The 23,565-nt window shown below is 68.1% G+C and carries 25 protein-coding genes; 15 read left to right on the top strand and 10 right to left on the bottom strand.

The genetic code is table 11. From position 1 onward, the window contains the following. Positions 1-191: 191 nt before the first annotated feature. The 5 genes from W5W_RS0112035 to W5W_RS0112020 all read right to left on the bottom strand — a co-directional run bounded on the left by W5W_RS0112035 (position 192) and on the right by W5W_RS0112020 (position 4,150). Positions 192-650, bottom strand: coding sequence for a GNAT family N-acetyltransferase (locus tag W5W_RS0112035; RefSeq protein WP_008730526.1), 459 nt, complete (start codon positions 648-650; stop codon positions 192-194). A 56-nt stretch (positions 651-706) separates the two neighbouring features. Further along, complete coding sequence (locus W5W_RS0112030; protein WP_202947013.1) at positions 707-1,048, bottom strand: HigA family addiction module antitoxin; 342 nt, start codon at positions 1,046-1,048, stop codon at positions 707-709. Continuing rightward, positions 1,008-1,289 (bottom strand): type II toxin-antitoxin system RelE/ParE family toxin, encoded by a 282-nt coding sequence (locus W5W_RS15805; protein WP_008730511.1) that lies wholly within the window; start codon positions 1,287-1,289, stop codon positions 1,008-1,010. The genes W5W_RS0112030 and W5W_RS15805 overlap by 41 nt, the downstream gene beginning before the upstream one ends. A gap of 42 nt (positions 1,290-1,331) precedes the next feature. Then, entirely contained in the window at positions 1,332-2,432 is a 1,101-nt protein-coding gene (ychF, locus tag W5W_RS0112025) for a redox-regulated ATPase YchF (protein ID WP_017195559.1), read from the bottom strand. A 185-nt stretch (positions 2,433-2,617) separates the two neighbouring features. Further along, positions 2,618-4,150, bottom strand: coding sequence for an alpha/beta hydrolase (locus W5W_RS0112020; protein ID WP_017195558.1), 1,533 nt, complete (start codon positions 4,148-4,150; stop codon positions 2,618-2,620). Between the two features lie 177 nt (positions 4,151-4,327). Between W5W_RS0112020 and W5W_RS0112015 the strand changes: the two genes are divergently transcribed. Next, on the top strand, positions 4,328-5,650 hold the full coding sequence (locus tag W5W_RS0112015) for a DNA recombination protein RmuC (protein WP_017195557.1): 1,323 nt from the start codon (positions 4,328-4,330) through the stop codon (positions 5,648-5,650). Positions 5,651-5,873: 223 nt separating this feature from the next. Continuing rightward, positions 5,874-6,581 (top strand): hypothetical protein, encoded by a 708-nt coding sequence (locus W5W_RS0112010; RefSeq protein ID WP_008730516.1) that lies wholly within the window; start codon positions 5,874-5,876, stop codon positions 6,579-6,581. 190 nt (positions 6,582-6,771) lie between these two features. Here W5W_RS0112010 and W5W_RS0112005 read toward each other — a convergent pair whose 3' ends face one another. Then, positions 6,772-7,809, bottom strand: coding sequence for a 4-hydroxy-3-methylbut-2-enyl diphosphate reductase (locus tag W5W_RS0112005; RefSeq protein WP_017195556.1), 1,038 nt, complete (start codon positions 7,807-7,809; stop codon positions 6,772-6,774). A 52-nt stretch (positions 7,810-7,861) separates the two neighbouring features. Here W5W_RS0112005 and xseA point away from each other — a divergent pair, with 52 nt between their 5' ends. The 3 genes from xseA to W5W_RS0111990 are packed head-to-tail and all read left to right on the top strand — an operon-like array spanning position 7,862 to position 10,522. Continuing rightward, positions 7,862-9,220: an exodeoxyribonuclease VII large subunit gene (xseA, locus tag W5W_RS0112000; protein WP_017195555.1), complete on the top strand. Its 1,359-nt coding sequence runs from the start codon at positions 7,862-7,864 to the stop codon at positions 9,218-9,220. Positions 9,221-9,267: 47 nt separating this feature from the next. Continuing rightward, positions 9,268-9,534 (top strand): exodeoxyribonuclease VII small subunit, encoded by a 267-nt coding sequence (locus W5W_RS0111995; RefSeq protein WP_008730529.1) that lies wholly within the window; start codon positions 9,268-9,270, stop codon positions 9,532-9,534. Between the two features lie 28 nt (positions 9,535-9,562). Then, positions 9,563-10,522, top strand: a complete 960-nt coding sequence (locus W5W_RS0111990; protein WP_008730540.1) for a carbohydrate kinase family protein — start codon at positions 9,563-9,565, stop codon at positions 10,520-10,522. A 257-nt stretch (positions 10,523-10,779) separates the two neighbouring features. On the opposite strand, the gene W5W_RS0111985 is transcribed toward W5W_RS0111990, so the two are convergent. Continuing rightward, positions 10,780-11,634, bottom strand: a complete 855-nt coding sequence (locus W5W_RS0111985; protein ID WP_008730527.1) for an undecaprenyl diphosphate synthase family protein — start codon at positions 11,632-11,634, stop codon at positions 10,780-10,782. Positions 11,635-11,805: 171 nt separating this feature from the next. Here W5W_RS0111985 and trhA point away from each other — a divergent pair, with 171 nt between their 5' ends. From trhA to W5W_RS0111965, 4 genes are all read left to right on the top strand, one after another. Further along, entirely contained in the window at positions 11,806-12,594 is a 789-nt protein-coding gene (gene trhA / locus W5W_RS0111980) for a PAQR family membrane homeostasis protein TrhA (RefSeq protein WP_008730518.1), read from the top strand. 100 nt (positions 12,595-12,694) lie between these two features. Further along, complete coding sequence (locus W5W_RS0111975; RefSeq protein WP_008730513.1) at positions 12,695-13,189, top strand: GreA/GreB family elongation factor; 495 nt, start codon at positions 12,695-12,697, stop codon at positions 13,187-13,189. Between the two features lie 171 nt (positions 13,190-13,360). Beyond that, positions 13,361-14,083, top strand: coding sequence for a peptide-methionine (S)-S-oxide reductase MsrA (gene msrA / locus W5W_RS0111970; protein WP_008730538.1), 723 nt, complete (start codon positions 13,361-13,363; stop codon positions 14,081-14,083). After that, positions 14,076-14,333 carry a hypothetical protein gene (locus W5W_RS0111965; protein ID WP_017195553.1) on the top strand — a complete coding sequence of 86 codons (258 nt, stop codon included), beginning with the start codon at positions 14,076-14,078 and terminating at the stop codon, positions 14,331-14,333. Before msrA ends, W5W_RS0111965 begins: the two co-directional genes overlap by 8 nt. A 46-nt stretch (positions 14,334-14,379) precedes the next feature. Here the strand turns inward: W5W_RS0111965 and W5W_RS0111960 are convergent, their stop codons facing one another. Beyond that, complete coding sequence (locus tag W5W_RS0111960) at positions 14,380-15,054, bottom strand: LysE/ArgO family amino acid transporter (protein ID WP_008730533.1); 675 nt, start codon at positions 15,052-15,054, stop codon at positions 14,380-14,382. A gap of 55 nt (positions 15,055-15,109) precedes the next feature. Here W5W_RS0111960 and W5W_RS0111955 point away from each other — a divergent pair, with 55 nt between their 5' ends. Beyond that, positions 15,110-16,012, top strand: coding sequence for an ArgP/LysG family DNA-binding transcriptional regulator (locus W5W_RS0111955; RefSeq protein ID WP_017195552.1), 903 nt, complete (start codon positions 15,110-15,112; stop codon positions 16,010-16,012). 135 nt (positions 16,013-16,147) lie between these two features. Continuing rightward, complete coding sequence (locus tag W5W_RS0111950; RefSeq protein ID WP_017195551.1) at positions 16,148-17,977, top strand: ABC-ATPase domain-containing protein; 1,830 nt, start codon at positions 16,148-16,150, stop codon at positions 17,975-17,977. 117 nt (positions 17,978-18,094) lie between these two features. Here the strand turns inward: W5W_RS0111950 and W5W_RS0111945 are convergent, their stop codons facing one another. Beyond that, on the bottom strand, positions 18,095-18,649 hold the full coding sequence (locus W5W_RS0111945) for an NADPH-dependent FMN reductase (protein WP_017195550.1): 555 nt from the start codon (positions 18,647-18,649) through the stop codon (positions 18,095-18,097). 223 nt (positions 18,650-18,872) lie between these two features. Then, positions 18,873-20,426, bottom strand: coding sequence for a threonine ammonia-lyase, biosynthetic (gene ilvA, locus W5W_RS0111940; protein ID WP_029574296.1), 1,554 nt, complete (start codon positions 20,424-20,426; stop codon positions 18,873-18,875). A 294-nt stretch (positions 20,427-20,720) separates the two neighbouring features. On the opposite strand from ilvA, the gene W5W_RS15800 reads away from it, so the two are divergent. The 4 genes from W5W_RS15800 (at position 20,721) to W5W_RS0111920 (ending at position 23,530) form a co-directional block, all read left to right on the top strand. Further along, positions 20,721-21,002, top strand: a complete 282-nt coding sequence (locus W5W_RS15800) for a hypothetical protein (RefSeq protein WP_238533339.1) — start codon at positions 20,721-20,723, stop codon at positions 21,000-21,002. Positions 21,003-21,005: 3 nt separating this feature from the next. After that, the gene (locus tag W5W_RS0111930) at positions 21,006-22,418 is read left to right on the top strand and encodes a hypothetical protein (protein WP_017195548.1); all 1,413 of its coding nucleotides are present in this window, start codon (positions 21,006-21,008) and stop codon (positions 22,416-22,418) included. Between the two features lie 185 nt (positions 22,419-22,603). Continuing rightward, complete coding sequence (locus W5W_RS0111925; RefSeq protein WP_017195547.1) at positions 22,604-22,963, top strand: hypothetical protein; 360 nt, start codon at positions 22,604-22,606, stop codon at positions 22,961-22,963. Between the two features lie 207 nt (positions 22,964-23,170). Next, complete coding sequence (locus W5W_RS0111920; protein ID WP_017195546.1) at positions 23,171-23,530, top strand: hypothetical protein; 360 nt, start codon at positions 23,171-23,173, stop codon at positions 23,528-23,530. Positions 23,531-23,565 lie beyond the last annotated feature (35 nt).

Below are 23,565 nucleotides of genomic sequence, written 5' to 3'. Positions count from 1 at the left end.
AAGCCCCTAGCCCTCACCATGAGGCACCCTGGGCACCGCCTGCCGCGCATCCTATCCCCACCCTCGGGGCACCCACCGCCTCCCCGCACAACAGCCACATCTTACGCAAACACGAAAGAGTTCATGAATGAGCCTCGCGGATTCGGCAGGGTTCGGCGCGGCTGTCCTCTTGGGGTTCGCCTCGCCTGGGCTCACTGCCGCAGGTCCTTGAAGTAGCGGGCGACGGGCCAGCGCTGATAGCCACCCGCCTCGTAGGCCGCCCGGGCCGGGGCGTGGCCAGGATCGCCCCCGGTCTCGACCATCATCATGGTCATTCCGGCATCCATGGCGCGGTTCTGGCTGTGCTCCATGAGGGCGCGACCGATTCCTTGTCGCTGGAAGTCAGGGGCGACGGCGATGACGTAGACCTCCCCCATCGAGTCTTCGGGGTGGATGCGGGTGCACACCCACCCGGCCATCACCCCGTTGACAAGGGCGACATCAACGGTCTCGGGTTCGTCGTCGAGTATCTGGCCCAGGTCTGAGAGCTGGCGCGCTTGCCAGCCATCGGGGTAGAAAGCGTCGTAGACGAAGCCGGGCACCGCCTTTTTCATCTGTGGGAATACCGGCTCCCACGCGCGCAGTGCGATGTCGAGTGCATTCTGGCGCATCGATTCTTCATACCGGACGATCCGAAGATTCATCTTCCCTGCCAACTCAAACGGATTCACGCGGCATGAAGAGGCACGATGGTCGCGATTTGCTCCGCCACACGATCCTGAGCAAGATCGAGGTCGTAACGGGCCTGGAGGTTCAGCCAGAACTGCGCGGAGGTTCCGAAGTACTTCCCCAGGCGCAGAGCGGTATCAGCGGTGATGGCGCGTTTGCCGTGAACGATCTCATTGATGCGCCGGGGTGGCACGCCGATGGACACGGCAAGCTTATGCTGCGTGATCTCGAATCCCCGGATGAAGTCCTCCATAAGAATCTCACCCGGATGAACAGGCGGGATCTTAGCCATCTCATCCTCAGTGGTAGTCAACGATCTCGACCTCCTCAACTCCTGCATTGGTCCACACGAAACAGATCCGCCACTGCGCATTGATCCTGATACTGTGCTGACCCGATCGGTCACCACGGAGAGCCTCAAGGCGGTTTCCCGGCGGGACTCTCAATTCATCAACGTCAATAGCCGCTTCGAGCAGGCGGAGCTTGCGCAGCGCTACGCCATGAATCCTCGGGTCAATAGACGGTACGCGCTCACGTCGCCACAAGCGCTCAGTCGCTCGATCAGCGAAGGACCGGATCATCACGCATTACCATGCCACACATGACGCGTTGCGTCAATAACGTCACACGTTAAATCGAAATTCAACCACGTCGCCGTCCTGCATCACATAATCCTTGCCCTCCATGCGGACGCGGCCGTGGGCGCGGACCTCGGCCACGCCTCCGTATTCCATCAGGTCGTCGTAGCTGACGATCTCAGCCTTGATGAAGCCGCGCTCGAAATCCGTGTGAATAACACCGGCGGCCTGCGGCGCTGTCATTCCCTTGCGGATGGTCCAGGCGCGCGACTCCTTCTCCCCCGCCGTCAGGTACGTCTGCAATCCGAGCGTGTCGAAGCCGACTCTCGCCAGCTTGTCCAGCCCCGACTCCTCCTGGCCATTGTCATGCAGCAGCTCCGCCGCCTCCTCGGGCTCCAACTCCACCAGCTCGGCCTCGAACTGGGCATCCAGGAAGACCGCCTCCGCCGGCGCCACCAGCTCGCGCAGCTCGGCCTGCTTCGCCTCGTCATTCATGCCGGCGTCGTCCATATTGAACACGTAGATGATCGGCTTGGTCGTCATGAGCTGGAAGGTGCTCAGCACATCGCCGTCGATCCCGGCCTTGGCGGCAGCACCGGAAGCCAGGGCCGCGGAGAGCACAGTCCCCTCCCCCAGCACTTTCAGAGCGGCGCGCGCTGTCTCCAGCACCGCGGCCTCGGTCTTCTTGCCGCGCACCTCCTTCTCCAGGCGCGGGATGGCCTTCTCCAGGGTCTGAATGTCGGCCAGGATCAGCTCGGTGGCGATGGTCTCAATATCCCCGGCGGGCTCGATCCTGCCGTCGACGTGGGTGACGTCGGGGTCCTCGAAGGCGCGGGTCACCATGCAGATGGCGTCGGCCTCGCGGATATTCGCCAGGAACTGGTTGCCCAGCCCCTCGCCCTCGCTCGCCCCGCGCACGATCCCGGCGATATCGACGAAGGAGACCGTCGCGGGCACCACCTTGGCGCTGTGGAACAGCTCCGCCAACCGGCCCAGGCGCGGGTCGGGCAATGGCACGACGCCGACATTCGGCTCGATCGTGGCGAACGGGTAGTTCGCCGCAAGGACGGTCGCACGGGTAAGGGCGTTGAACAAGGTGGACTTGCCGACGTTGGGCAGTCCGACGATTCCGATGGTGAGTGCCACGCGCGCGATTCTAACGGCCGGCCAGCCGCCCGGACCCCACGGACCGATCTCGAGCCGGAACTCGACCGATCTCGGCGCGGAACTCGACCGATCTCGAGCCGAAAGCGGACCGATCTCGGCGCGGAGTACGACCGATCTCGGCACACGGACGCACGGACGAACGGGCGTCAGGAACGGCCCCGCCCCTACGCGTCCGTCACCACAGAGCCGAGGTCGTGCCAGGTCGTGTAGAAGCCGCCGATGGCGTTGCCCACCAGACCCAGCGCCGCCGCCACGAGCACCGCGGCGGCCAGAACCGCGACCGCCCTGGCTGTGAATAGGCCGATGCGCATCGCCCGCCCGGGCCGGGCATCGTCGTCCTCATTCTCGGAGGCGGCTCTCGACGCCAGCCGCGGCCCCCACCTGAGCAGCGACGCCACGCCCGCCAGCGCGATCAGTCCCGCCAGGATCCGCACGGGCAGCCCCGCGGGAGACAGGGGCTTGACCGCACTGGAGGCATCGCCCCGCTCCGAGGCCGGAGTGTCCACGATGCTCGCCACGGCGTCGTCGGCGTGCGGGCTCGACGGCGCCTCCAGTCCCACGGCGGACCACAGCCGGGGATCCTGCCCCCACCACTGCAGCATCGTCTGGAAGCGCTCGGCCCACAACGGCCAGGCGTGGCCGCCGGTCTCCGGCGTGTCGGCCGTGACGGAATCGGGCTCGCGGACGGCGTCGGACATGCGCCAGGCGGTCTGCGCCGAGCCGAGAGGGTCGTCCTGGGCGCCCATGATGTAGAAGCGGGTATCGCTGGGGTCGTGCTCGGCCAGCATGGTGGAGAGGGTGTATTTTTCGGCGATCCAGCGGCCTGAGTTGGCCAGACCGCCCTCGATCGGCTTGTTGAAGGCCGATATCGCTCCCGCGGAGCCGAATTGATCCGAGTTCTCGATGGCGGTCCATGCGGCGCAGTAGGCGCCGGAGGAGATGCCCATGATCATCCACGCCTGCCGATCGGCGGCGACATTGGGGAAGGACGCCTGAACCATGCGCGGAATCTCCTGGGCCGCCCAGGTGCCGACCGCGGGACGCCCTTGCAGATTGGCGCAATCATGCGGGTTGTCGTCCACGTCCAAGGAGGGGATGACGATGATGGTCGGTGGTATGCGTCCGGCATCAATGGCGGCTTGAAGCGACTCGGGCGACTGCAGGCCGTCGATCATGGAGTCCGGGGTTCCGGTGTACCCGTGAAGCTCCTCGATGACGGCGTAGGTGCGCCCGTCGTCCGCCTTGTAGCCCGACGGCAGAATGACCTTGACCTGCAAGTCGACACCACTGATCGGCCCGGCCCAGGTCGTCACCCGCGACCCGTCGCCCCCGTCCTCGAAGGTCGCCTTCCAGGCGTCGGCGGGCGGCTCATCGAGTTCTTCCGAGGTCGCCAGGGGCAGGACATTGCCGGTACCGGCGGACTGGGACGAGAGCGACCCGAAGATGTCGCCGACGGTCGTGAGGTAGTGGCCGGCCCGATTGACGATCAGCCCGCCGACCGCCAGAACCATGAGCGAGGGCAGGACGACGGCGAGAGCCCCCGCCCCCCAGCGCGACACGCGCCCGGATCGGGACCGGCGCCCCCGTCCGGCGCCTCCCAGCAGCAGTGCCCCGAGCAGAACCGCGCCTACGAGAAGGACCACCATCACGGCGAGGAGATAGCCCGATTCCAGGGAGACGCCCTTGATCGCTGTCATGACGGCAATTCTGCCAGCGCCACCGACACGCGCCGCTGTCTAGACGGTCATGTTCGGCCATGCCCGCGCTCCGGGCGATCGCGGCTTTCGCGCCTGATCACTGGCGCTTCCTCCTCACCGCATCCCCGCCGGTAAGAGACTCTGATTCACGTCACACCCCCGTGAGACGGTGCGGTCATGACCACCATCGCCCTTCCTCTGCTCTTCCTCCTCATCGGCGTCGGCCTGGGGGCGGCGCTCGGGTATTTCGCCGCCCTGACCCGCACCGCGCACCGTCAGACGGCCGGGGAGGACGGGACGAGCATGCTGCGCGCGGAGGCGGCGCAGTGGCGAGCGCGGGCCGAGGAACTGGCTGAGCGGGCCGAGCTCGCCGAGGAGCGGGCCGAGCGCGACGGCTCGGTCCTACGCGCGCTCGCACCCGTGCGCGCGCAGCTGGAGCAGATGGGCTCCCGGGTGGAATCCGTGGGCTCCCGAGTAGAGGCCATGGAGCGCCAGCGCGCAGCCCAGCACGCCACCCTCACCGAGCAGCTGCGAGTCAACGCCGAGGCCGATCGGGAGCTCCGGCGGGCCACCACGACGCTCGAGGGGGCACTGCGCTCGCGCTCGGCCCGCGGCGTGTGGGGAGAGGTCGAGCTGGCACGAGTGCTCGAGATCTCGGGGATGATGCCGCATGTCGACTTCGTCGAGCAGCGCACGGTCGGCGCTGTCATAGGGAGACGCGCGGGCGCCGCCCCGAGCCGGGACGCAGCCAGGGGCAGGCCCGATGTCGTCATCCACCTGCCGGGATCGGGGCATCTGGCCCTGGACGCCAAGGTCCCTCTGGACTCCTATCTCACCGCTGCATCCATAGGGCAGACGGACGAGGACGCAGACGGCACAGACGACTCCAGGCGCCACAAGCTGCTGGTCGCCCACGCACGCGCCCTTCGGGGCCATGTCGATGCCCTGGCCGAGCGCCACTACGACAAGCACTTGAACGATTCTCCTGAGCTCGTCGTCCTCTTCATCCCCGCAGAGCCCATCCTGGCTGCGGCACTGGACGCCGACCCGGGGCTGCTCGAGCACTCTCTTGGACGAGGCGTTGCCCTGACGACTCCCTCATCCCTGTTAGCGCTGCTCCGCACCTGCGCCACGGCCTGGGCCCGCACCGCCGTCAACGATGACGCACGCGAGCTACTCGCGCTGGGGCGCACCCTCTACGAGCGCCTGGGCACGGTGGCGGGTCACCTCGATTCGCTGGGCACCGCCCTGAGCCGCTCAGTGACCGCATACAACCGGGCTGTCGGGTCGATGGAATCGCGGCTGCTCGTCACCGCGAGATCCTTCACCACCCTCGGCGAGGGACTGGCATCCCCCGCGCAGATCGACCCCGACGCCGCCCAAGTGAGGCAATTCACAAGTGCGGAGGTCGCCTCCGCCGCCCCTCAGGCCGCCGAACCGCCCACCTCCGCAGAGAGCCGCGAAAAACCAGCAGGTTACGGAACAATAACGGACTTTTAACGGGTTGCGCACCATAAAAATGCACCGCCCCTACAGTGCACCCACAGCAAGCCACTTCCTAGAAACCGACATGCAAGCGGAAGATGACCTGGGTTCACCTCGTCAGTCATCCCCTCCAACCGCCGCATATTGCTACCGCCGGCTAAGCACCTGTAGGCAGACGAACGGCGCACGATATAGGGTTTCCCACGTTCCCTGGTACGTAACGAAAAGGTTTCTTGTTATGACTACGAGTCTCCTGACCAGCACCACGACCCCCGATACCGACCTTGACCTCGACTTGGACCTGGACCTGAACGCGGCCACAGACACGAACGACCCCCGCATCACCGCCGAGGTCGAGCAAGTCATCGACCGCTTGGAGGCTCTCGCCTCCGAGCAGGAGAATCTTCAGGCCCAGCTGGCCGTCCTGCGCGACGAGAGAGACAGACTCATCCTGCGCGGCCTGGCCTACGGAATGAGCTCCTCGGAGCTGGCGACCAGGGCGCGCCTGACCGGAGCCCGCGTTCGCGCCATCGCCGATGCCGCCGCCTCATCCTCGGCGCGTGAGCGCGTAGCAACGGCCGTCACCCGCCTCCTCTCACACAACCCCGCCCTGTGCACGACTTACGGCGCACTGGCCAATGCTGTCGGCATCGGCTCGGCCAAAGGCGTGGCCTCCTCGCTGGCGTCCAACCCCGACGTCTCCGGGCGCGCCGGAGCCCGGGTCCTGCTGCTGCGCTGGGCCGCCCCGACACTCGGCGGATACGTCATCCCCTCGACCGAGCCCGCCTGGCAGACTCAGGGCGAGGACACCGCCACGCGTTTGGAATGCCTTCAGGAGGAGGGCCTCGTCACCCGAGTGACGACCCCCGAGGGGCCGGCATGGGTCGTCCCCTTCGAGAAGGTCTGCGCCGATCACACCCGCCTGTCCCAAATCATCGCAGCCTGACCGTAGGCTCACCGCCGATCCGCATCACGCACAGGACGGGCGGCCCGGCTCAGGCTGTCTGCGCCAAACCGCGCCCGCGCCACGCACAGGACAACCGGACCGCCTCAGCGGCCCGGTCCAGGTTCCCCGCGCTCAACCGCGCCGCCGCGCGCGGAACAGCCGAGCGCAACGCATACACCGGCAAACCCTGTCAGCAGGTGTGATCGGCCGCGGGCCTGCGGCGGCGATCCGGTGCCCTGCCCCCGGCGGCGGTCTTGAGGTCAGCGCGCAGGTTCTTGGGAAGGGAGAAGGAGATCTCCTCCGTGGCGGTGCGCACCATCTCGACCTCGCCGAAGCCCATCTCGCCCAGGCGCTCGATGACCTCGCGCACGAGTATCTCCGGAACCGAGGCGCCCGAGGTCAGCCCCACCGTCCGCGCCCCGGCGAACCAGGACTCCTCCAGTTCGCGGGCGTAATCCACCCGGTGGGCGGCCGGCGCGCCCGCCTCGAGAGCAACCTCCTTCAGGCGCACGGAGTTGGAGGAATTGCCCGAGCCGACTACGACCATGACATCCACCCGAGGAGCGATCGTCTTGACCGCGCCCTGACGGTTCTGCGTGGCGTAGCAGATGTCATCGCCCGGCGGGTCGGACAAGTGCGGGAAGCGCTCGCGCAGAAGGCGAACCGTCTCCAGGGTTTCGTCCACGCTCAGGGTCGTCTGACTGATCCACACGACCTTCTCCGGGTCGCGCACCGTGACGGCGTCGACCTCATGGGGGCCGTTGACAACCTGAATGTGGTCGGGCGCCTCCCCCTGAGTGCCCTCGACCTCCTCGTGACCGCTATGTCCCACCAGAATGATGTCGTAGTCGCCCTTGGCGAAGCGGATCGCCTGCTTATGCACCTTGGTTACCAGCGGGCAGGTCGCATCGATCGTCTGCAACTGGCGGGACGCCGCCTGGGCGTGCACCGCCGGAGAGACGCCGTGGGCGGAGAAGACCACGCGCGCGCCCTCGGGCACCTCATCGGTCTCGGACACGAAGATCGCCCCGCGCCGGGACAGCGCCTCGACAACATACTTATTGTGGACGATCTCCTTGCGCACATAGATCGGAGCCCCGTAGTGCGCAAGCGCCTGCTCGACGGCATCGACTGCGCGGTCAACTCCGGCGCAGTAGCCGCGGGGAGCCGCCAGGAGGATTCTCCCGGTGCCGGGCTCAGTGGGTTGTGCGGTGGGCTGGTCGGTCACGCGACCACTGTGCCACAGCCCGCCGCAAGCCCCCAGAGCAGAACGTGGCACAGTGGTGCACGTGACAGAGCCCAGCGCCTCCCAGCCCGTGCCGTCCGACAATCTCGCCTCGACCGCCGCCTCACCCACCGGGGCTCCGCTCGCCCGGCTGGCCCGGGACACCACCCCGGACAACCCCTGGCCACTGCGTCTGCTGTCGTCCAAGATCGACGACTACGTGGCGCGAATGACCCATGTGTGGGTCGAGGGGCAAGTGGTCCAGTTCAACCGCCGCCCCGGCTCGGGCATGCAGTACCTCTCGTTGCGCGACACCGACGCCGACATGTCGATGTCGGTATCGATCTTCACCCGCGACCTGGCGGCCCTGGAGACGACCACGGGAACGCAGGTGACCGAGGGCGCGCGCGTCGTCGTCCACGCCAAGCCCCGTTTCTGGGCCAAGCGCGGCAGCCTGGAGCTGCGCGCCGACGTCATCCGGCCGGTCGGCGTCGGCGACCTGCTGGCGCGCATCGAACAGCTGCGCCGAGTACTGGCGGCCGAGGGCCTGTTCGCCCCGGAGCGCAAGCACCCCCTGCCCTTCCTCCCTCGGAAGGTCGGCCTCGTGTGCGGTCGCAACGCCAAGGCCAAGGACGACGTCCTGGTCAATGCCCGGCTGCGCTGGCCCGGGCTGCCGTTCACCGTCCGCGAGGTCGCAGTTCAAGGCGCGCAGGCCGTGCGCGAGGTGACGGCCGCGATCCGGGAGCTGGACGGCGATGACTCCATCGACGTCATCGTCGTCGCCCGCGGCGGGGGCGCCGTCGAGGACCTGCTCCCCTTCAGCGACGAGGGCCTCGTGCGGGCGGCGGCCGCGGCCCGCACCCCGATCGTCTCCGCCATCGGGCACGAGACTGACTGCCCACTACTCGATCTCGTCGCCGACTACCGGGCCTCGACCCCCACGGACGCAGCCCGGCGCATCGTGCCAGACCTGGCCGAGGAGACGGTCGGGCTCGACTCGGCGCGCGAACGGATGCGCGGCGTCCTGGCGGCGCGCCTGGAGACGGAGCAGCACGGCCTGGACCAGGTGCGCGCCCGCCCCGTCATGGCCGACCCCACCGTCATCATTCGGGACAGGGAGACCGAGCTGGCCCAGGCCCGCGAGCGCGTGCACCGCGCCCTGGACACGACGCTGTCACTGGCGCAGGCGGACCTGCGCGCCGAGCGTGCGCACCTGACGGCCCTGTCCCCTCAAGGGGTGCTCGACCGCGGTTACGCCATCCTGCGCAAGCCCGGCGGGACGATCGTCACCAGCGCCGAGGACGTCAAGAAGGGAGACCTGATCGAGGGCGTACTCGCCTCCGGGCGCATGGTCGCCCAGGTCGTGGGCGCCACCAAACCCGCTCCCGAACCCGAAAAAGCTCCAGAGTCTTAGCTCCAGACCCGCCCGCGCGGGGCGGGCGACGTGCAACAATCCACACCATGAGCCTGTCCTCTTCCACTGGCGCCACTGACCCGGCCACCGGCTCGTCCGACACCAACGCAGATGTCGAGACGCTGCCCTACGAACGCGCCCGCGAGGAGCTCGTCTCCGTCGTCCAGCGTCTCGAGGCCGGTCAGGTTCCTCTCGAGGAGGCGCTCGCGCTATGGGAGCGCGGAGAGGCTCTCGCCGCCCGTTGCCAAGCATGGCTCGACGACGCGCGCGCCCGTCTGGCCGCCGTCGCCGAGCGCGAGAAAGCCTCCTCCTGACCTGTCACCTCCACCGCAAGGAGCCACCATGAGCACCCCCGGCCGTCCAGGAACCGCTCTAGTCATCGGCGAAGCCCTCGTCGACGTTGTCATCCGCCCCGACGAATCCCCCACCGACATCCCCGGCGGGTCGCCGGCCAACGTGGCTCTCGGGCTGGCGAGGCTGGGCCGCGACGCCGAGCTGGACTGCTGGATCGGCACCGACGCGCGCGGTCAGGCCGTCCGCAAGCATCTCGAGGCCGACGGCGTACGGCTGACCCCGGGCTCCGAGGGCGCCGCGCGCACATCGACCGCCGAGGCCACCATCGGTGCGGACGGCGCCGCCTCCTATGTCTTCGACCTGAGCTGGGAGCCCCCCTACCCCACCCGCACCGAGGGCGCCGAGCCTCCCCTGCTCGTCCACACCGGTTCGATCGCCGCGATCCTGGCCCCGGGAGCGGCCACGGTGGAGAAGGTGCTGACCGATTTCCGGGCCACCTCGACCGTGTGCTACGACCCCAACGCCCGGCCCCAGCTCATGGGCGAGCCGGCAGGCGCGCGCGCCATCGTCGAACGGCTCGTCGCCCTGTCCGACCTGGTCAAGTGCTCCGATGAGGACATCGCCTGGCTCTACGGCATCGACACTTCTGAGGACTCCGCACTCCAGAGCGTCCTGAGCGACTGGCTGAAGCTGGGGCCGTCCGTCGTCGTGGTGACACGGGGCAAGCACGGCGCCCTGGCCCTGACCGCCTCCGGACTGCGCCTGGAGGTCCCCGCAGACCCGAACGTCGTCGTCGCCGACACGGTCGGAGCCGGAGACTCCTTCATGGGCGGGCTCGAGGACGGACTGTGGTCCGAGGGCCTTGTAGGAGCCGACCGGCGCGAGGCCCTGCGCGCCATCGACGCCGCCACGCTCGAGCGCATCGTGCGCCATGCAGCGGCGATCGCCGACATCACGGTCTCGCGGGCGGGTGCGAATCCGCCCACCCGCGCCGATCTCGAGGCCTGAGGCCGACTAGCCGGGCTCGCGGGGCCGTCTCGGATTCTGTCCCGAATTTCAGGAACCGCGAGCCCGGTCCGGTCAGTACCGGCCCGGAACAGCATCAGATGCGCCCTCGGTGCCCGTTGAGGCGAGCTGACGCCACCGGCATCTTGAGAGAGCACCCGTGCCGGCAGCTCACCTACCGGGATGCATCCGGTGCGATACGCCCGGGCTTCCGCACCGGATGTGAGGCACCCGAGCTCCGAGGCGCAAGAAGGCGCGCCTTATCGCCCCATGCGCCGTTCCCGGCCAGCGTAGTCGCGCAGTGCGCGCAGGAAGTCGATGCGCCGGAAAGCCGGCCAGTTGACCTCGCAGAAGTAGAACTCGGAGTGGACTGACTGCCACAGCAGGAAACCCGACAGCCGCTGCTCGCCGGAGGTGCGGATGACCAGGTCCGGGTCCGGCTGGCCCTTGGTGTACAAGTGGTCGGTGATGTCCTCCTCGGACAGCGTCGCCGCCACATCCTCGAGGCTGTCGCCCGCGACGGCCCGCTCCCGCAAGATGTCCCGCACGGCGTCGGCGATCTCCTGACGACCGCCGTACCCCACCGCAATATTGACGTGCATGCGCGTGTCGCCGTCCTCCGGCCCGTCAGCACCCCGCGCGCCGTCTTCGGCTCCACGGGGCGCCTGTACGGAAGCAGCGGACGCGGTTGCGGTTGAAGCAGCGGAGGCGGTGGAGGCGACAGCAGTGCGCAGGCGCTCGGCGACGGGGGCGGGCAGCAGATCGACGGCGCCGACCAGGCGCAGGCGCCAGCGGCCGGTGGAGGCCAGTTCGTCGACGGCATGGGCGATGATGTCGAGCAGGGGGGAGAGTTCGGCCTGGTCCCGCGAGAGGTTGTCGGTGCTCAGGAGCCACAGGGTGACCATGCGGACCCCGGCCACCTCCGCCCAGCCGAGGAACTCCTTGATCTTGTCCGCTCCCCGCTTGTGCCCCTGAGCGGTCCCGAAACCCTTGGTTCGCGCCCAACGCCGATTGCCGTCAAGGATGACGCCGACGTGACCCGGCACTCGTGCAGGTTCGATCTGCGCCGCCAGGCGGCGCTCATAGAACTCGTAGACGAGGTTGTTCCCTGCCATGCCTCTCCTCCGGGTGCGATCGTCCGCCATGTGCGGGCGCCGGCGGGCCCCTGAGGCAACGGTAGCCGAGTGAGGCGCTTCCCACCTTTTCACGAAAACTTACGGTAACGTAACCTACGGAACCGTAAGTTATTGGCCCGTGGGCGCGCGCCCCATCGAGGAGGTCCGCACATGAGCATTCAGGCTCCTGCGCATGAGACCGTATCCGAAGACGCCGGCACGCACAGCGCCGCCAAGGAGAGCACCATGCAGAGCACCACAGGCACGACAGGCACCACGGGTACCGGTACGACGCCCAAGAAGCCCTCCCTCACCTACGACGGATACCCCAAGCCGCACCTGCGCGGCTGGATTCACGCGTGCACTGCACCCCTGGCGCTGGCCGCCTGCATCGTGCTGACCGTCTTGGCTCCCACCGCCGGGAAGTCCTGGGCATGCGCCGCCTACCTGGCCTGCTCCCTGCTGCTCTTCACCAACTCCGGCGTGTATCACATCTCCAACGGGCATTTGTCGCGCCGCGTATCCGCCACCCTCCAATCCTTCGACCACTCCAACATCTTCCTCCTGATCGCCGGCACCTACACACCGCTGTCGGTGGCGCTGCTCAGCAGCAGGGCCACCGCGCTCGTGCTGGGCATCGTGTGGGGCGGGGCGCTGCTGGGGATCATCAAATGCCTGGTCTGGCGGAGCGCCCCGCGCTGGTTCTCCACGGTGCTGTACGTGGCTCTGGGCTGGGTGGCAATCTGGTTCCTGCCCCAGTTCTGGTTCACCGGCGGACCGGCGATCGTGTGCCTGCTCGTAGCGGGAGGCCTCCTGTACACCATCGGCGGCGTCATCTACGTTCGCCAGCGCCCCGACCCCCGGCCCGAATGGTTCGGATTCCACGAGATCTTCCACCTGTGCACGGTGGCGGGCTGGGCCTGTCATTGCGTCGCCTGCTACCTGGCCATCCTCAGCTGACAGGGCGAAGTCAGGTCGATGTCAGGTCGAAGCGCTGAGGTCCGCCGAGGCTCGGGGCTAAGATCACCGATTGAACTCGTCGTTCAGTCTAGGAGGATCCATGGCCGAGGAGACTACCGAGCAGCAGAGCACCTGGCTCACGCATGACGCTTTCGATCGTCTGACCGAGGAGCTGCGACGCCGTAAGGATACCGATCGCAAGGAAATCGCAGCGCGCGTCGAGGCCGCCCGCCAGGAGGGCGACCTGCGCGAGAACGCGGGTTATCACGCTGCACGCGAGGAGGCCGGACTCAACGAGGCTCGCATCATTCAGCTCACCGAGCTGCTTGAGCACGCCCAGATCGGCGAGGCCGCCTCCGACGGCTCAGTGTCCGCCGGAACGATCGTGACCGCGAAGGTCGCCGGCAAGGAGCAGCGCTTCGCACTCGGCGGGCAGGAGATCACCGCAGACGTTCCCGACGGCGTCAAGGTCTTCTCCCCCGACGCACCGCTCGGCAAGGCGCTCATGGGGCACCGAGCCGGCGAGACCGTCACCTACGCCGCCCCTACCGGCAAGGAGATCAAGGCGGAGATCGTCGACGTCACCAGGGTCTGAGGCAATCACGCCTGTGGGGCTCGCTTTGTCAAAGCATTCGGCTGCTTGTGGGCTGCCGCGGCGACTCGCTGCGGCAGCCCACAAGCAGCTTTCACGGCGAACGCTCGCGAGTAGCGGACGGCGAACGGCTCAGCACTCCAGACGCACGATGTCCAGCGGTAGCGTTGGGCCATGACCACCTCACGATCCTCGATGCCCCCTCGCAGCACCGCGATCCCCGGCCGCGAGGCCGGCCTGCTGCCGGAGCCCGGTGAGCACGTCGTTCTCGGCGCCCCGTTGAACGGCCCCTGGCCGGAGGGCACTCACGTGATCTATCTGGCGGGCGGCTGCTTCTGGGGCGTGGAGAGGATCATGTGGCGCCGGCCCGGTGTCGTCGCCACCGCCGTCGGCTACATGGGCGGCACCACGCCGAACCCGACCTATCAGGAGGTCTGCACCGGGGCCACCGGCCATGCCGAGGCCGTGCGAGTGGCCTACGACCCCGCCGTCGTCGGAGAGGACGGCAAGGCGCTGCTGCGCACCTTCTGGGAGAACCACGACTCGACGCACCTGAACCGGCACGGCAACGACATCGGCACCCAGTACCGCTCAGCGGTGTGGACGACGACGCCCACCCAAGCGGCCGCCGCTCACGAGGTCCGCGATCTCTTCCAAGGCGAATTGACCCGCCTGGGGCTGGGAACCTGCGTGACCACGATCGGGCCGGCCGACGAGTTGTACGCCGAATTCGGTGGCCCCTTCTACTTGGCCGAGGGCTATCACCAGGGCTACCTGCACAAGAACCCGGGAGGCTATTGCAACCACGGCCCCAACGGGGTGACCTGCCCGGTGGGAGTCGCGGACCTGCCCGCCCAAACCGATGTCCTTCCACCTGAGAAGACGCCGCATGCCTGAGTCCGGGATGCCGGTATCGCGGGCGGGCTATGCGGGCGATGAGGGCAGCACCTTCAGCTGGCGGGCCGCCGATGAACTCCTCTCCGCACTGGCGGCCAGCCCATCGGCACACCACCATCTGGCCGCCGTAAAACAGGCCACCGCCCGGGCAGAAGCACTGCTGGGCGCCCCCGCGCCCTTCGTCGTCTGGAACGACATGGGCGTCGTACCATTTCTGTCCGTCTCGGCGAACGAGAGCTCCGGGCTCTGACACAGGGATGAGGACGCCCGACCCCGGCATGACGCGGACGCCGGCCTCAGGAGCCCAGGGCCAGGTGCACCGCGACCCCGAGCATGACGCAGCCGACGAGCACATCCACCACTCGCCACGTCCTCGGACTCGACAGCGGCCGCGACAGGGCCCGTGCGCCCAGACCGAGCCCGGTGAACCAGACGATGGAGGCCGCGCAGGCACCGGCCGCCGCCCACCATCGCGCCGGTCCGAAGTCGTTGGTCACCGTGCCGAGCATGAGGACGGTGTCGAGGTAGACGTGCGGGTTGAGCCAGGTCAGCGCCAGTGTCGTCGCTGCGACCGACGCGGCCGGGCGCGCCGCCGACTCCTCCAGGGCACCAGGACGCAGCGCAGAACGGAATGAGGACAGGGCGAAAGCTGTCAGGTAGACCACCCCGCCCCAGCGCAGCACCTCGAGCACCCAGGGGGCCAGGCCGGTCACAAGGCGAATCGCCCCGGTTCCCACGCAGATCAGCACGAGGTCACTGAGGGCACAGATCGCGATAACCAGACCGATGTGCTCGCGGCGCACCCCCTGCCGCAGCACCCAGGCGTTCTGCGCCCCAATGGCGACGATAAGTCCAAGTCCGGTGCCGAAACCGGTCAGCGCGGGAGTCATGCTGAGCGGCATGGATACAGCGGATGTAGCGGATACAGCGGCAGGATGGACAGTGGCCGAAGAAGTCAGTGCGATGATCATGCGCCGAGGCTAGTGACGACGCCTTTTTGAAGGCCAGCGCGATATTCTTCATGCCGTGAAGCCATCCTTCATGCATCCGGATCAGCTCGCTGCACTAGAAGCCATCACCGATACCGGTACCTTCGAGGCGGCGGCCCGTCGTCTCGGGGTTTCAACCTCGGCGGTCAGTCAGCGGATCCGAGCCCTGGAGTCCGCACTCGGCCGCGTCGTCGTGCAACGCGGCTCACCGTCCGCACCAACGCCCGACGGCGAAGTGGTACTGCGCTACGCCCGCCAGCAGGCACTCCTCGCCGCAGAGATGGCGGTTGAGCTCGCACTCGATGACCCGACCGAAGCGCATGCCGCCGTCGGAGCCAGGGGTCCCACGGAGATCGAGCTGTCGGTGGCCATCAACGCCGACTCCTTGGCCACCTGGTTCCCCGCGATCTTGCGCGAGGCCGCCGAATGGAACTGCCGACTCCGACTGGTCGTGGCCGACGAGAACAACACCGCCGAGCTGCTGAGATCGGGCCAGGTCATGTGCGCCGTGTCCTCGTCGGGCACGCGCGTGGCCGGCTGCCGAGTGGAGCGCCTGGGAGCCGTCTCCTACTCCCCCGTCATTGCGCCCGGCCTCCTCACCGGCGGCGTCACGGCCTCCTCACTGCCAGTGGTCCGCTTCGACGCCGACGACGACCTGCAGGACCTCGCTCTGCGCGCAGCGGGCCTGCCCGCCACCGCACCGCGCGCCATCGTCCCCACGGCAGCAGGGTTCGCCGCGGCCATCGAGGCGGGCCTGGGCTGGGGCATGCTGCCCGCCGGCCAACTGGCCGATCATCCGGGACTTGTCGCCGTGCCCGGGCTGGCAGGGCTGGATCGCACGCTGTTCTGGCACCGCTGGTCGATCGCCTCGGCGAGCCTGGATCGGCTCACGACGGCAGTGCGTCGGGCATGCCCAGATCAATGTCGCGAATCGACATAGATACAGATACGGCACCAGTGCCGCTCGACGCGGAAGGAATACGACCGATCTCGACGCGGAACCGGACCGATCTCGACGCGGGTTGCGACCGATCTCGGTGAAGAGCAGAGGGCCGGGGTGTGCCAAGATCGGGGCATGAGTGACAACGGATACGGTCGGACCCGTCGGGACGGCTCCCGCAGACGCTATGGAGGACGCTCCGGCGACAGGCGCGGGGGCCGAGCGCGTCGGGTCTACGACGACGAGCCGCGCGATGGCTCCCTGTCTGACCTCGTGGGACACCTTCACGCTCTGGATGACCGCTCCTACGCGGCGTACAAGGCGATCGTGGGCCGCTACGAGGCGCCCGACGGCTGGGTGCTGCATGTCGACCGCGTCCAGCCCGACCCCTACGCCCCTCCGACTCGCATCCGCCTGGAGATCCCGGCCGACCTGCCCGGCCTGGAAATCCTGGAGGATCGCGAGCTCCTGGCGACCGAGGATCGCCGTCTGGCGGTGCGAGACTTCCTCACGCGCGAGCTGCATGCGGGCTTCAAGGGCACCAACCTGTCCATCGCCGCTCCGGGTCAGGAGATCCTGGAGCGCTCCGCCGTCGTCGTCCTGCCCGAGGGACCAGAGGACGGGACGTCATCGGGAGACTGGACGCTTCAGGTGCGCGCCCGCATGGCGCTGCCCGCGCGCGGCCGCTCCATCCAGGGCCACGAGGCCGCCCGCATCGTCTCGCGCGACCTGCCCCGCGCGCTCGACGCCGCCCTGGACCTGACCGGCGAGCGGGCCGAGCGGCTGCTCGCCCACGTGTCCGCACTCGAGGACCATCGAGCACTGACCGATGCCGTCCGCTCCAACGGCTGGGTCTCCTTCCTCGCCGACGGCGCTCTGCTGCCGCGTCGCTCAGGAGTGAGCGACGAGCCCATGCGCTCGGGCGCCGTGCCTCTGCAGGCCCCGGAGTCGCTGGCCGCCGACGTCGTCCTGCCGCATGCCGGACGGGTACGCGGCACCGTCATCGGGGCGGGGGTCACCGTCATCGTGGGCGGGGGCTACCACGGCAAATCAACACTGCTGAATGCTGTGGAGCGGGGCGTCTACCCGCATGTGCCCGGGGACGGTCGCGAGCTGGTGGCCACCGTGCCCGACGCGGTCAAGGTGCGCGCCGCGGACGGTCGGGCGGTCACCGGCGTCGACCTGTCGCCCTTCATCTCGCATCTGCCGGGCGGGCGGGACACCGCGGCCTTCACCTCCAAGAACGCCTCGGGCTCAACCTCGCAGGCCGCCTCGATCATTGAGGCGATCGAGGCGGGAGCGACCGCCCTGCTGCTGGACGAGGACACCTCGGCGACCAATCTGCTCATCCGCGACGCCCGCATGCGCACTCTCGTGGCTGATGAGCGCGAACCGATCACACCTTTCGTCGACCGCATCGGGGCGCTGGCGGCCGCCGGCGTCTCCACAGTCATGGTGATGGGAGGCTCGGGCGACTACCTGGATGTGGCCGATCGGGTCCTGCTCATGGACTCCTACGAGCTGCACGACGCCACCGAGCAGGCAGCCGCCGTCGTGGCCTCCCAGCCGCGTAAGACCACTGCCCTGCCGCAATGGCCGACGGCGAATCCGCGCAGGCCGCTGCCCTCGCCCCCGCGCGAGCGGCGCGGGCCGATCCGCACGCGCTCGCGCGGCCTGGACCAGATTCAGCTGGACCGCGAGGAGATCGACGTCGCCGACGTGTCCGGCATCGTGGACCCCGGGCAGACCGAGGCGATCGCCCACGCATTGCGAGCCCTGCTGGAGCAGCGCTTCGACGGGGTCTCCCCACTGGCGCAGTGCCTGGAGGACCTGGACGCGCTGCTGAACGACGAGGGGCTGGACGCACTGGCCGGGGCCCATGAGCGCCCGGCCTTCTTCGTGCGCCCGCGCATGGTGGACGTCGCCGGTGCGGTCAACCGCTACCGGAGTCTCGACCTGGCCTGAGACCGAGGCGGTCGCCCCGCCTTCCGGGCCTGCCGGACCTTCCGGGCTGCCGCCGCACCGGCGACGCCTCCCGGAAGAGCGGGCCGGAGGCCGCCCTGCCGGAGAGCGTCCAAGCGCTCAGCGCAGGGCGGCGAGCGCCCGATCCTGATTGACGATGGCCTCCACCATCGCGGGAACCTCGCCGTCGTGGTAGGCCGCGGGCGTGAAGGCGCCCTTGTCGAAGTCGGTGGCCATGGACAGGGTGACCTGATTCCCCACGACGCCGGTGGTGAAGTTGACCAGGACGCCCCGCAGATGCTCGATCGCACGCAGCCCACCATGGTAGGAGTAACCGACCAGGCCGACGGCCTTGTTCGCGAGCACGGACGGGACGATGAAGTCGATCGCGTTCTTCAGGGCGCCCGGAACGGAGCGGTTGTACTCGGGGGTGACGAAGATGTAGGCGTCGAAGCGGGCCAGGGCCTCGTTCCACGCCACAGAGGCCGGGTCCTTCGGGGCGGCCATCATCGGGGGCACTTCCTCGGCGAAGACCGGAAGATCGAAGTCGGCGAGCTCGAGGACCTCGGCCTCGACCCCCTCGACGGTGCTCGCCTTCTCGGCGACCCAGCGGGCGACGCCGGAGCCGACGCGGTTGGGACGGACAGAGCCGGTGATGACGGCAAGACGGGTCATGGTTCCTCCAAGGAATCGATGCGGGACCGGTCGCGCGAGCGGCACACCGGTTATTGACTTGTGAATTACATTAGGCCCTCAGTCCCATGAAGGCGCGCTACATGTCGATGAATCGTCTCACATGGACGATGCGGCCGGCGCCCCACCATCCCCGGAACGTCCCCGCGAGCACTCGAAGGCGGCGAAGGGGGCGGAGCGAGCAGCGGCGCCGACACCAGGACACTCACCGTGCGAGGAAGAAACGGGCCGAGGGGTCGTCGGTCTCCTCGTGGTAGGCATATCCGAGGCGGTCCATATGCTCGGTGAGCTCGCGGTCGTCGGGGCCCGCCTCGAAAGCCGTCAGGATGCGCCCGTAGTCGGCGCCATCGGTGCGGTAGTGGAACAGCGTGACATTCCAGCGGGTGCCGAGCACCTCCAGGAAGCGCATGAGCGCACCGGGGGCCTCGGGGAACGCAACGCTGAAGAGCCGTTCGGCCAGCCCCTTGGGGGCGCGTCCGCCGATCATGGAGCGCACATGGACCTTGGCGAGCTCGTCGTCGGTCAGGTCGACGACGCTGTAGCCCACGGCCTCCAGGTCGCGCACGATCTCAGCGCGCTCCTCGCGCCCACGGGTGAGCCGCACACCCACGAAGATGCGCGCCGGCGACCCGGGAGGGGCCGAGGCGGAGACCCGGTAGTTGAACTCGGTGACGGCCCGCCCGCCCAGCACCGAGGCGAAGCGGAGGAACTCCCCCTGGACCTCGGGAATGGTCACGCCGAGGATCGCCTCGCGCTGCTCGCCGATCTCGCTGCGCTCGGAGATGTAGCGCAACTGGTGGAAGTTGAGGTTCGCCCCCGAGAGCACGCAGGCCAGTCGCTCCCCCTCCAGGCGGTGGGCGGCGACGTACTTCTTCAGACCCGCCAGGGCGATGGCGCCGCTGGGCTCGGGCACGGCGCGCAGATCCTCGAAGAGGTCGCGCACGGCGGCGGAGGTCTCGTCGGAGGAGACGGTGATGACGTCGTCGAGGAGGGCCGAGCACAGGCGGAAGGTCTCATCGCCGATCCGGCGCACGGCGACGCCCTCGGCGAACAGGCCGACGCGCTCGAGAGTGACCGGCCCGGAGGCGTCGAGAGCTGTCGCCAGGCAGGCGGACTCCTCGTGCTCGACGCCGATGACGGCGACATCGGGCATGAGCTGCTTGATCAGGACGGCGATCCCCGCAGCCAGACCGCCGCCGCCCACGGGCACGAAGACGCGGTCGAGCTCGGCGTCCTGCTGAATCATCTCCAGCCCGATGGTGCCCTGACCGGCGATCACCCGCGGGTCGTCGAACGGGGCGATGAAGGTCAGCCCCTCGGCGGTGGACAGGCGCTGGGCCTCGGCCTTGGCGGCGTCGAAGTTCTCTCCGACCAGGCGGACCTCTCCCCCCAGCGAGCGCACGGCGTCGACCTTGATGCGCGGGGTGACGGTGGGCATGACGATAGTGGCCCGGATACCCAGGATCGCGGCGCTGCGCGCGACTCCCTGGGCGTGGTTGCCCGCCGAGGCGGTCACCACGCCGCGGGCGCGCTGGGTTTCGGTCAGGGAGCGCATGGCGTTGTAGGCGCCGCGGATCTTGAAGGAGTGGACTGCCTGGAGGTCCTCGCGCTTGACCTCCACGGTGCTGCCGAGGCGCGCGGACAGGGCGGGCATCTCCTGCAGGGGCGTGTGCTCGGCGGCCTCATAGACGGGGGCGCGCAGGATGGCGCGCAAATACTGGGCGGAATCCCAGGGGGCAGCGGTGACGGGCTCATTCACGGGCCCAACCCTAGATGATTGGTTCTGGAGGAAGAGGTGCGAGATGGCCCGGGCAGCCGTGGGCGTGGCGCCGCGGTGACGACCGGCCTCGCCTGTCTCATTCTGTGATGCGAGCATGGACAGGCGGGAGACGAAAACGGCATCATTTACCTGTCAATGAGCACATGTTTGACGCCTGATGTTCCCAATTTTCTTGTGCATTTTTCCCTGTTTCCCTATGCGAGGAGGTCCGCAGTGGCGGATATCCGTATTGTTCATGGTGATCTTGAAAGTTTGGCGGGCCGGATCGATGCGGTGCGTGATGGAGTCACTGGTCTTGATGCCGCTGGGGCGGTGAGTGGAGCCGCCTCGGCGATGCCCGGATCGGTGAGCTCGGGGCTGGTGGGAGCGGTTGCTGCCGGCCTGGACGGGGCCAAGGCCGCTTTGGGCGGTCAATACGGAGGCGTGGGCAGTGGAGTTCGCAATCTGGTGGCCATTCACCGCAGCAATGACGGGGCTGTAGCCGCCGCCACGCCCACTATCGGCGCAGTAGCGGGGCAGGCAACAGGCTGGGCGCATGCGAAAGGGCTGGACTGAGCCATGGTCACCTGGACCGACGTACGCACCTGGCGTCACGGGCCGCTGGAAGAGGCCGGTGAGTCGCTGAGATCCGTGGGCACCACCGTGGCCGACCTGAAACAGGATGCGCAATGCGCGGGTACGCAGATCATCTCGCAGGCCCTGGGCGTGGATGCGGCGCGCGCCGCCCTGGGCCGCTACACCGCATCCCATGGTGAGTTCCACGACCAGGTCGCCTGCCTGACCAGAGCCACCTTCGAGGCCTCCGCGGGCGTGGCCGCGGTGGAGAAGAAGGTCCTGGCCGCCCTCGACTATGCCGACGCCCACCCCATGATCACCCTCCACCCCGACGGCACAGTCTCCACACACCCCGCCACCAACGCAGACGCCGACCCGACCGCGGGCGAGGCGGCAGGCGCGAGCGGGGCCGGCGCCGGAGCGGCTGCCGGGCTCGCCGGACTGACGGCCGAGCAGATCCAGGCGCAGGCCGCCGAACTCGAGCAAATGGTCTCAACCACCCTGACCCACGCCAACGAGGTCGATCAGACCTACGCCAGCGCCCTGGCCGATATCGCCACACCGAACCCCCAACCCGGGCCCTCGCCAACACCACCCAACCCCAACCAGCCTGCACCAACCCGTTCTCAGCAAGGGCGAGACACTGCTGCTCGTAACTCTCGCGGTGGCCGCCTGCGCAACGGTGGACAGCACAACGGCGGCGGGGATGCCAACAACCAGGATGATTGGCTCGGCGATGGGGTTCCCGGTGAGCACGCGGACATGCCCGGAGTGAAGCCCTGGCAGTACCAGGGCGACTCCGACAACGAGGGATCAGGCCCATACGCCCAGCGGAGCCCGACCCTGGGGGACTACGCCAACCACGAGGCCGCCACCCTCGCCGCCGATGGATTCTCCCCCTGGTGGCCGGACGCCGCGGAGAACCTGCATCACTACCTCGGCAACACCGGCGACCCGCAAAGCATGAACGTCGACAAAATGCTCACCGACCTCCCCCAACTATCCGGCAACTCGGAGAACGCTGTTAAGGAAATGGCGGGGCAGGCGGTGACAAAGTCGCAGGAATCGGGCGCGACCGGGCCGATGACCTACCCCTTCACCACCGCGTGGAGTCAGGAGTACACCAACCAGAGCACGCAACCGAACTGGTTCTACGCCACGGGCAATTACAAAGCCGCTACGGACGGCACCATCACCGTCTACCCGCCGTCGGACGACAACCCCGAGTGGACGTACAAGTACGACTACCGCGTCCACACCGCCGACCGCTACAACTGGGACGGAACCAAATCCACAGACATCGTCGGCGTGCCAATAACGGACAAGCAGCTCCAGGAGCTGCACCAGGCCGGCCTCGCCCAGGAATACGACCTGGTGGGCGAGTCCTCGGTCCAGCACGGAGAGGGCCCACCATGAGAACAAGACACGAATTCATGTGGCGTACGGCAGCTGGTGCGGTCAGCGCAGTCCTGACCCTGACTGCTATAACGGGGTGCGGTCTGCCACGCCCCGACAACTCATCTACCGCTGCCCGTACATCTCAGACTGCTCAGGCGACCGGCACCGCCAGCGTCCAGCCGGACGCACCCTACCCGGCCGACATGGACCACCTGGACGATATCCTCGCCAGCGGCGACGGCCACACACTGCCCCAAGACGCCGAAATCACCTCCGTCAGCCCCGCCACCAACTTCGCCACACGAGTCCCAAACGGCTGGGGCTACATCATCGCCTTCACCGCCACCGACACCAACATCCGCACCTACGTCACCACACACATCGGTTTAAATGGCGAAATCATTGAACGTTACCCGACAGTACGGCCGGAGAATAAGGACCTAGAGGACGTCGACCTCAACAGCATCACCAACCCCTGGAACACCAACTTCGGGGACGCCATACTTCTCCTCGAACGCCCCCTGGGCCGCGGCTGGCTCATCATCCGCGGCTCCACTCGCTAAAACCACTAGAACCAGCCCATGATAAGCAGCAGGCACGCACTCGCACGGCGCACAGCAACCAGCACAGCTCTCATACTGGCTGCTGCCACTGCTGCTGGGTGCGGTCTGCCGGACCCAGGCAGCTCATCTACCGCTGCCCGTACATCTCAGACTGCTCAGGCGACCGGCACTGCCAGTGTCCAGCCGGACGCGCCCTACCCGGCCGATATGGATCACCTCGACGATATCCTCGCCATCGGCAAAGGCCGCGAGCTGCCCCAGGACGCCGAGGTCACCTCCGTCAGCCCCGCCACCAACTTCGCCGCCTCATACCCCGGCGGCTGGGGTTACATCATCGCCTTCACCGCCACCGACACCAACATCCGCACCTACGTCACCACACACATCGGTTTAAATGGCGAAATCATTGAACGTTACCCGACAGTACGGCCGGAGAATAAGGACCTAGAGGACGTCGACGCCAACAGCATTACCAACCCCTGGGAATGGGACTTCGATGACACCGTCCTCCTTCTCGAGCGCCCCCTGGGTCGCGGCTGGCTCATCATCCGACACTCCCCCCGCTAAAACCAGGACCGGTGCCTCTGTTGTCCATACTGGAG

Source organism: Actinomyces massiliensis 4401292 (assembly GCF_000269805.1).
Classification (GTDB): domain Bacteria; phylum Actinomycetota; class Actinomycetes; order Actinomycetales; family Actinomycetaceae; genus Actinomyces; species Actinomyces massiliensis.
Note: the sequence above shows the minus strand (reverse complement) of the source record. Positions and strands in the feature narration are given on the sequence as shown.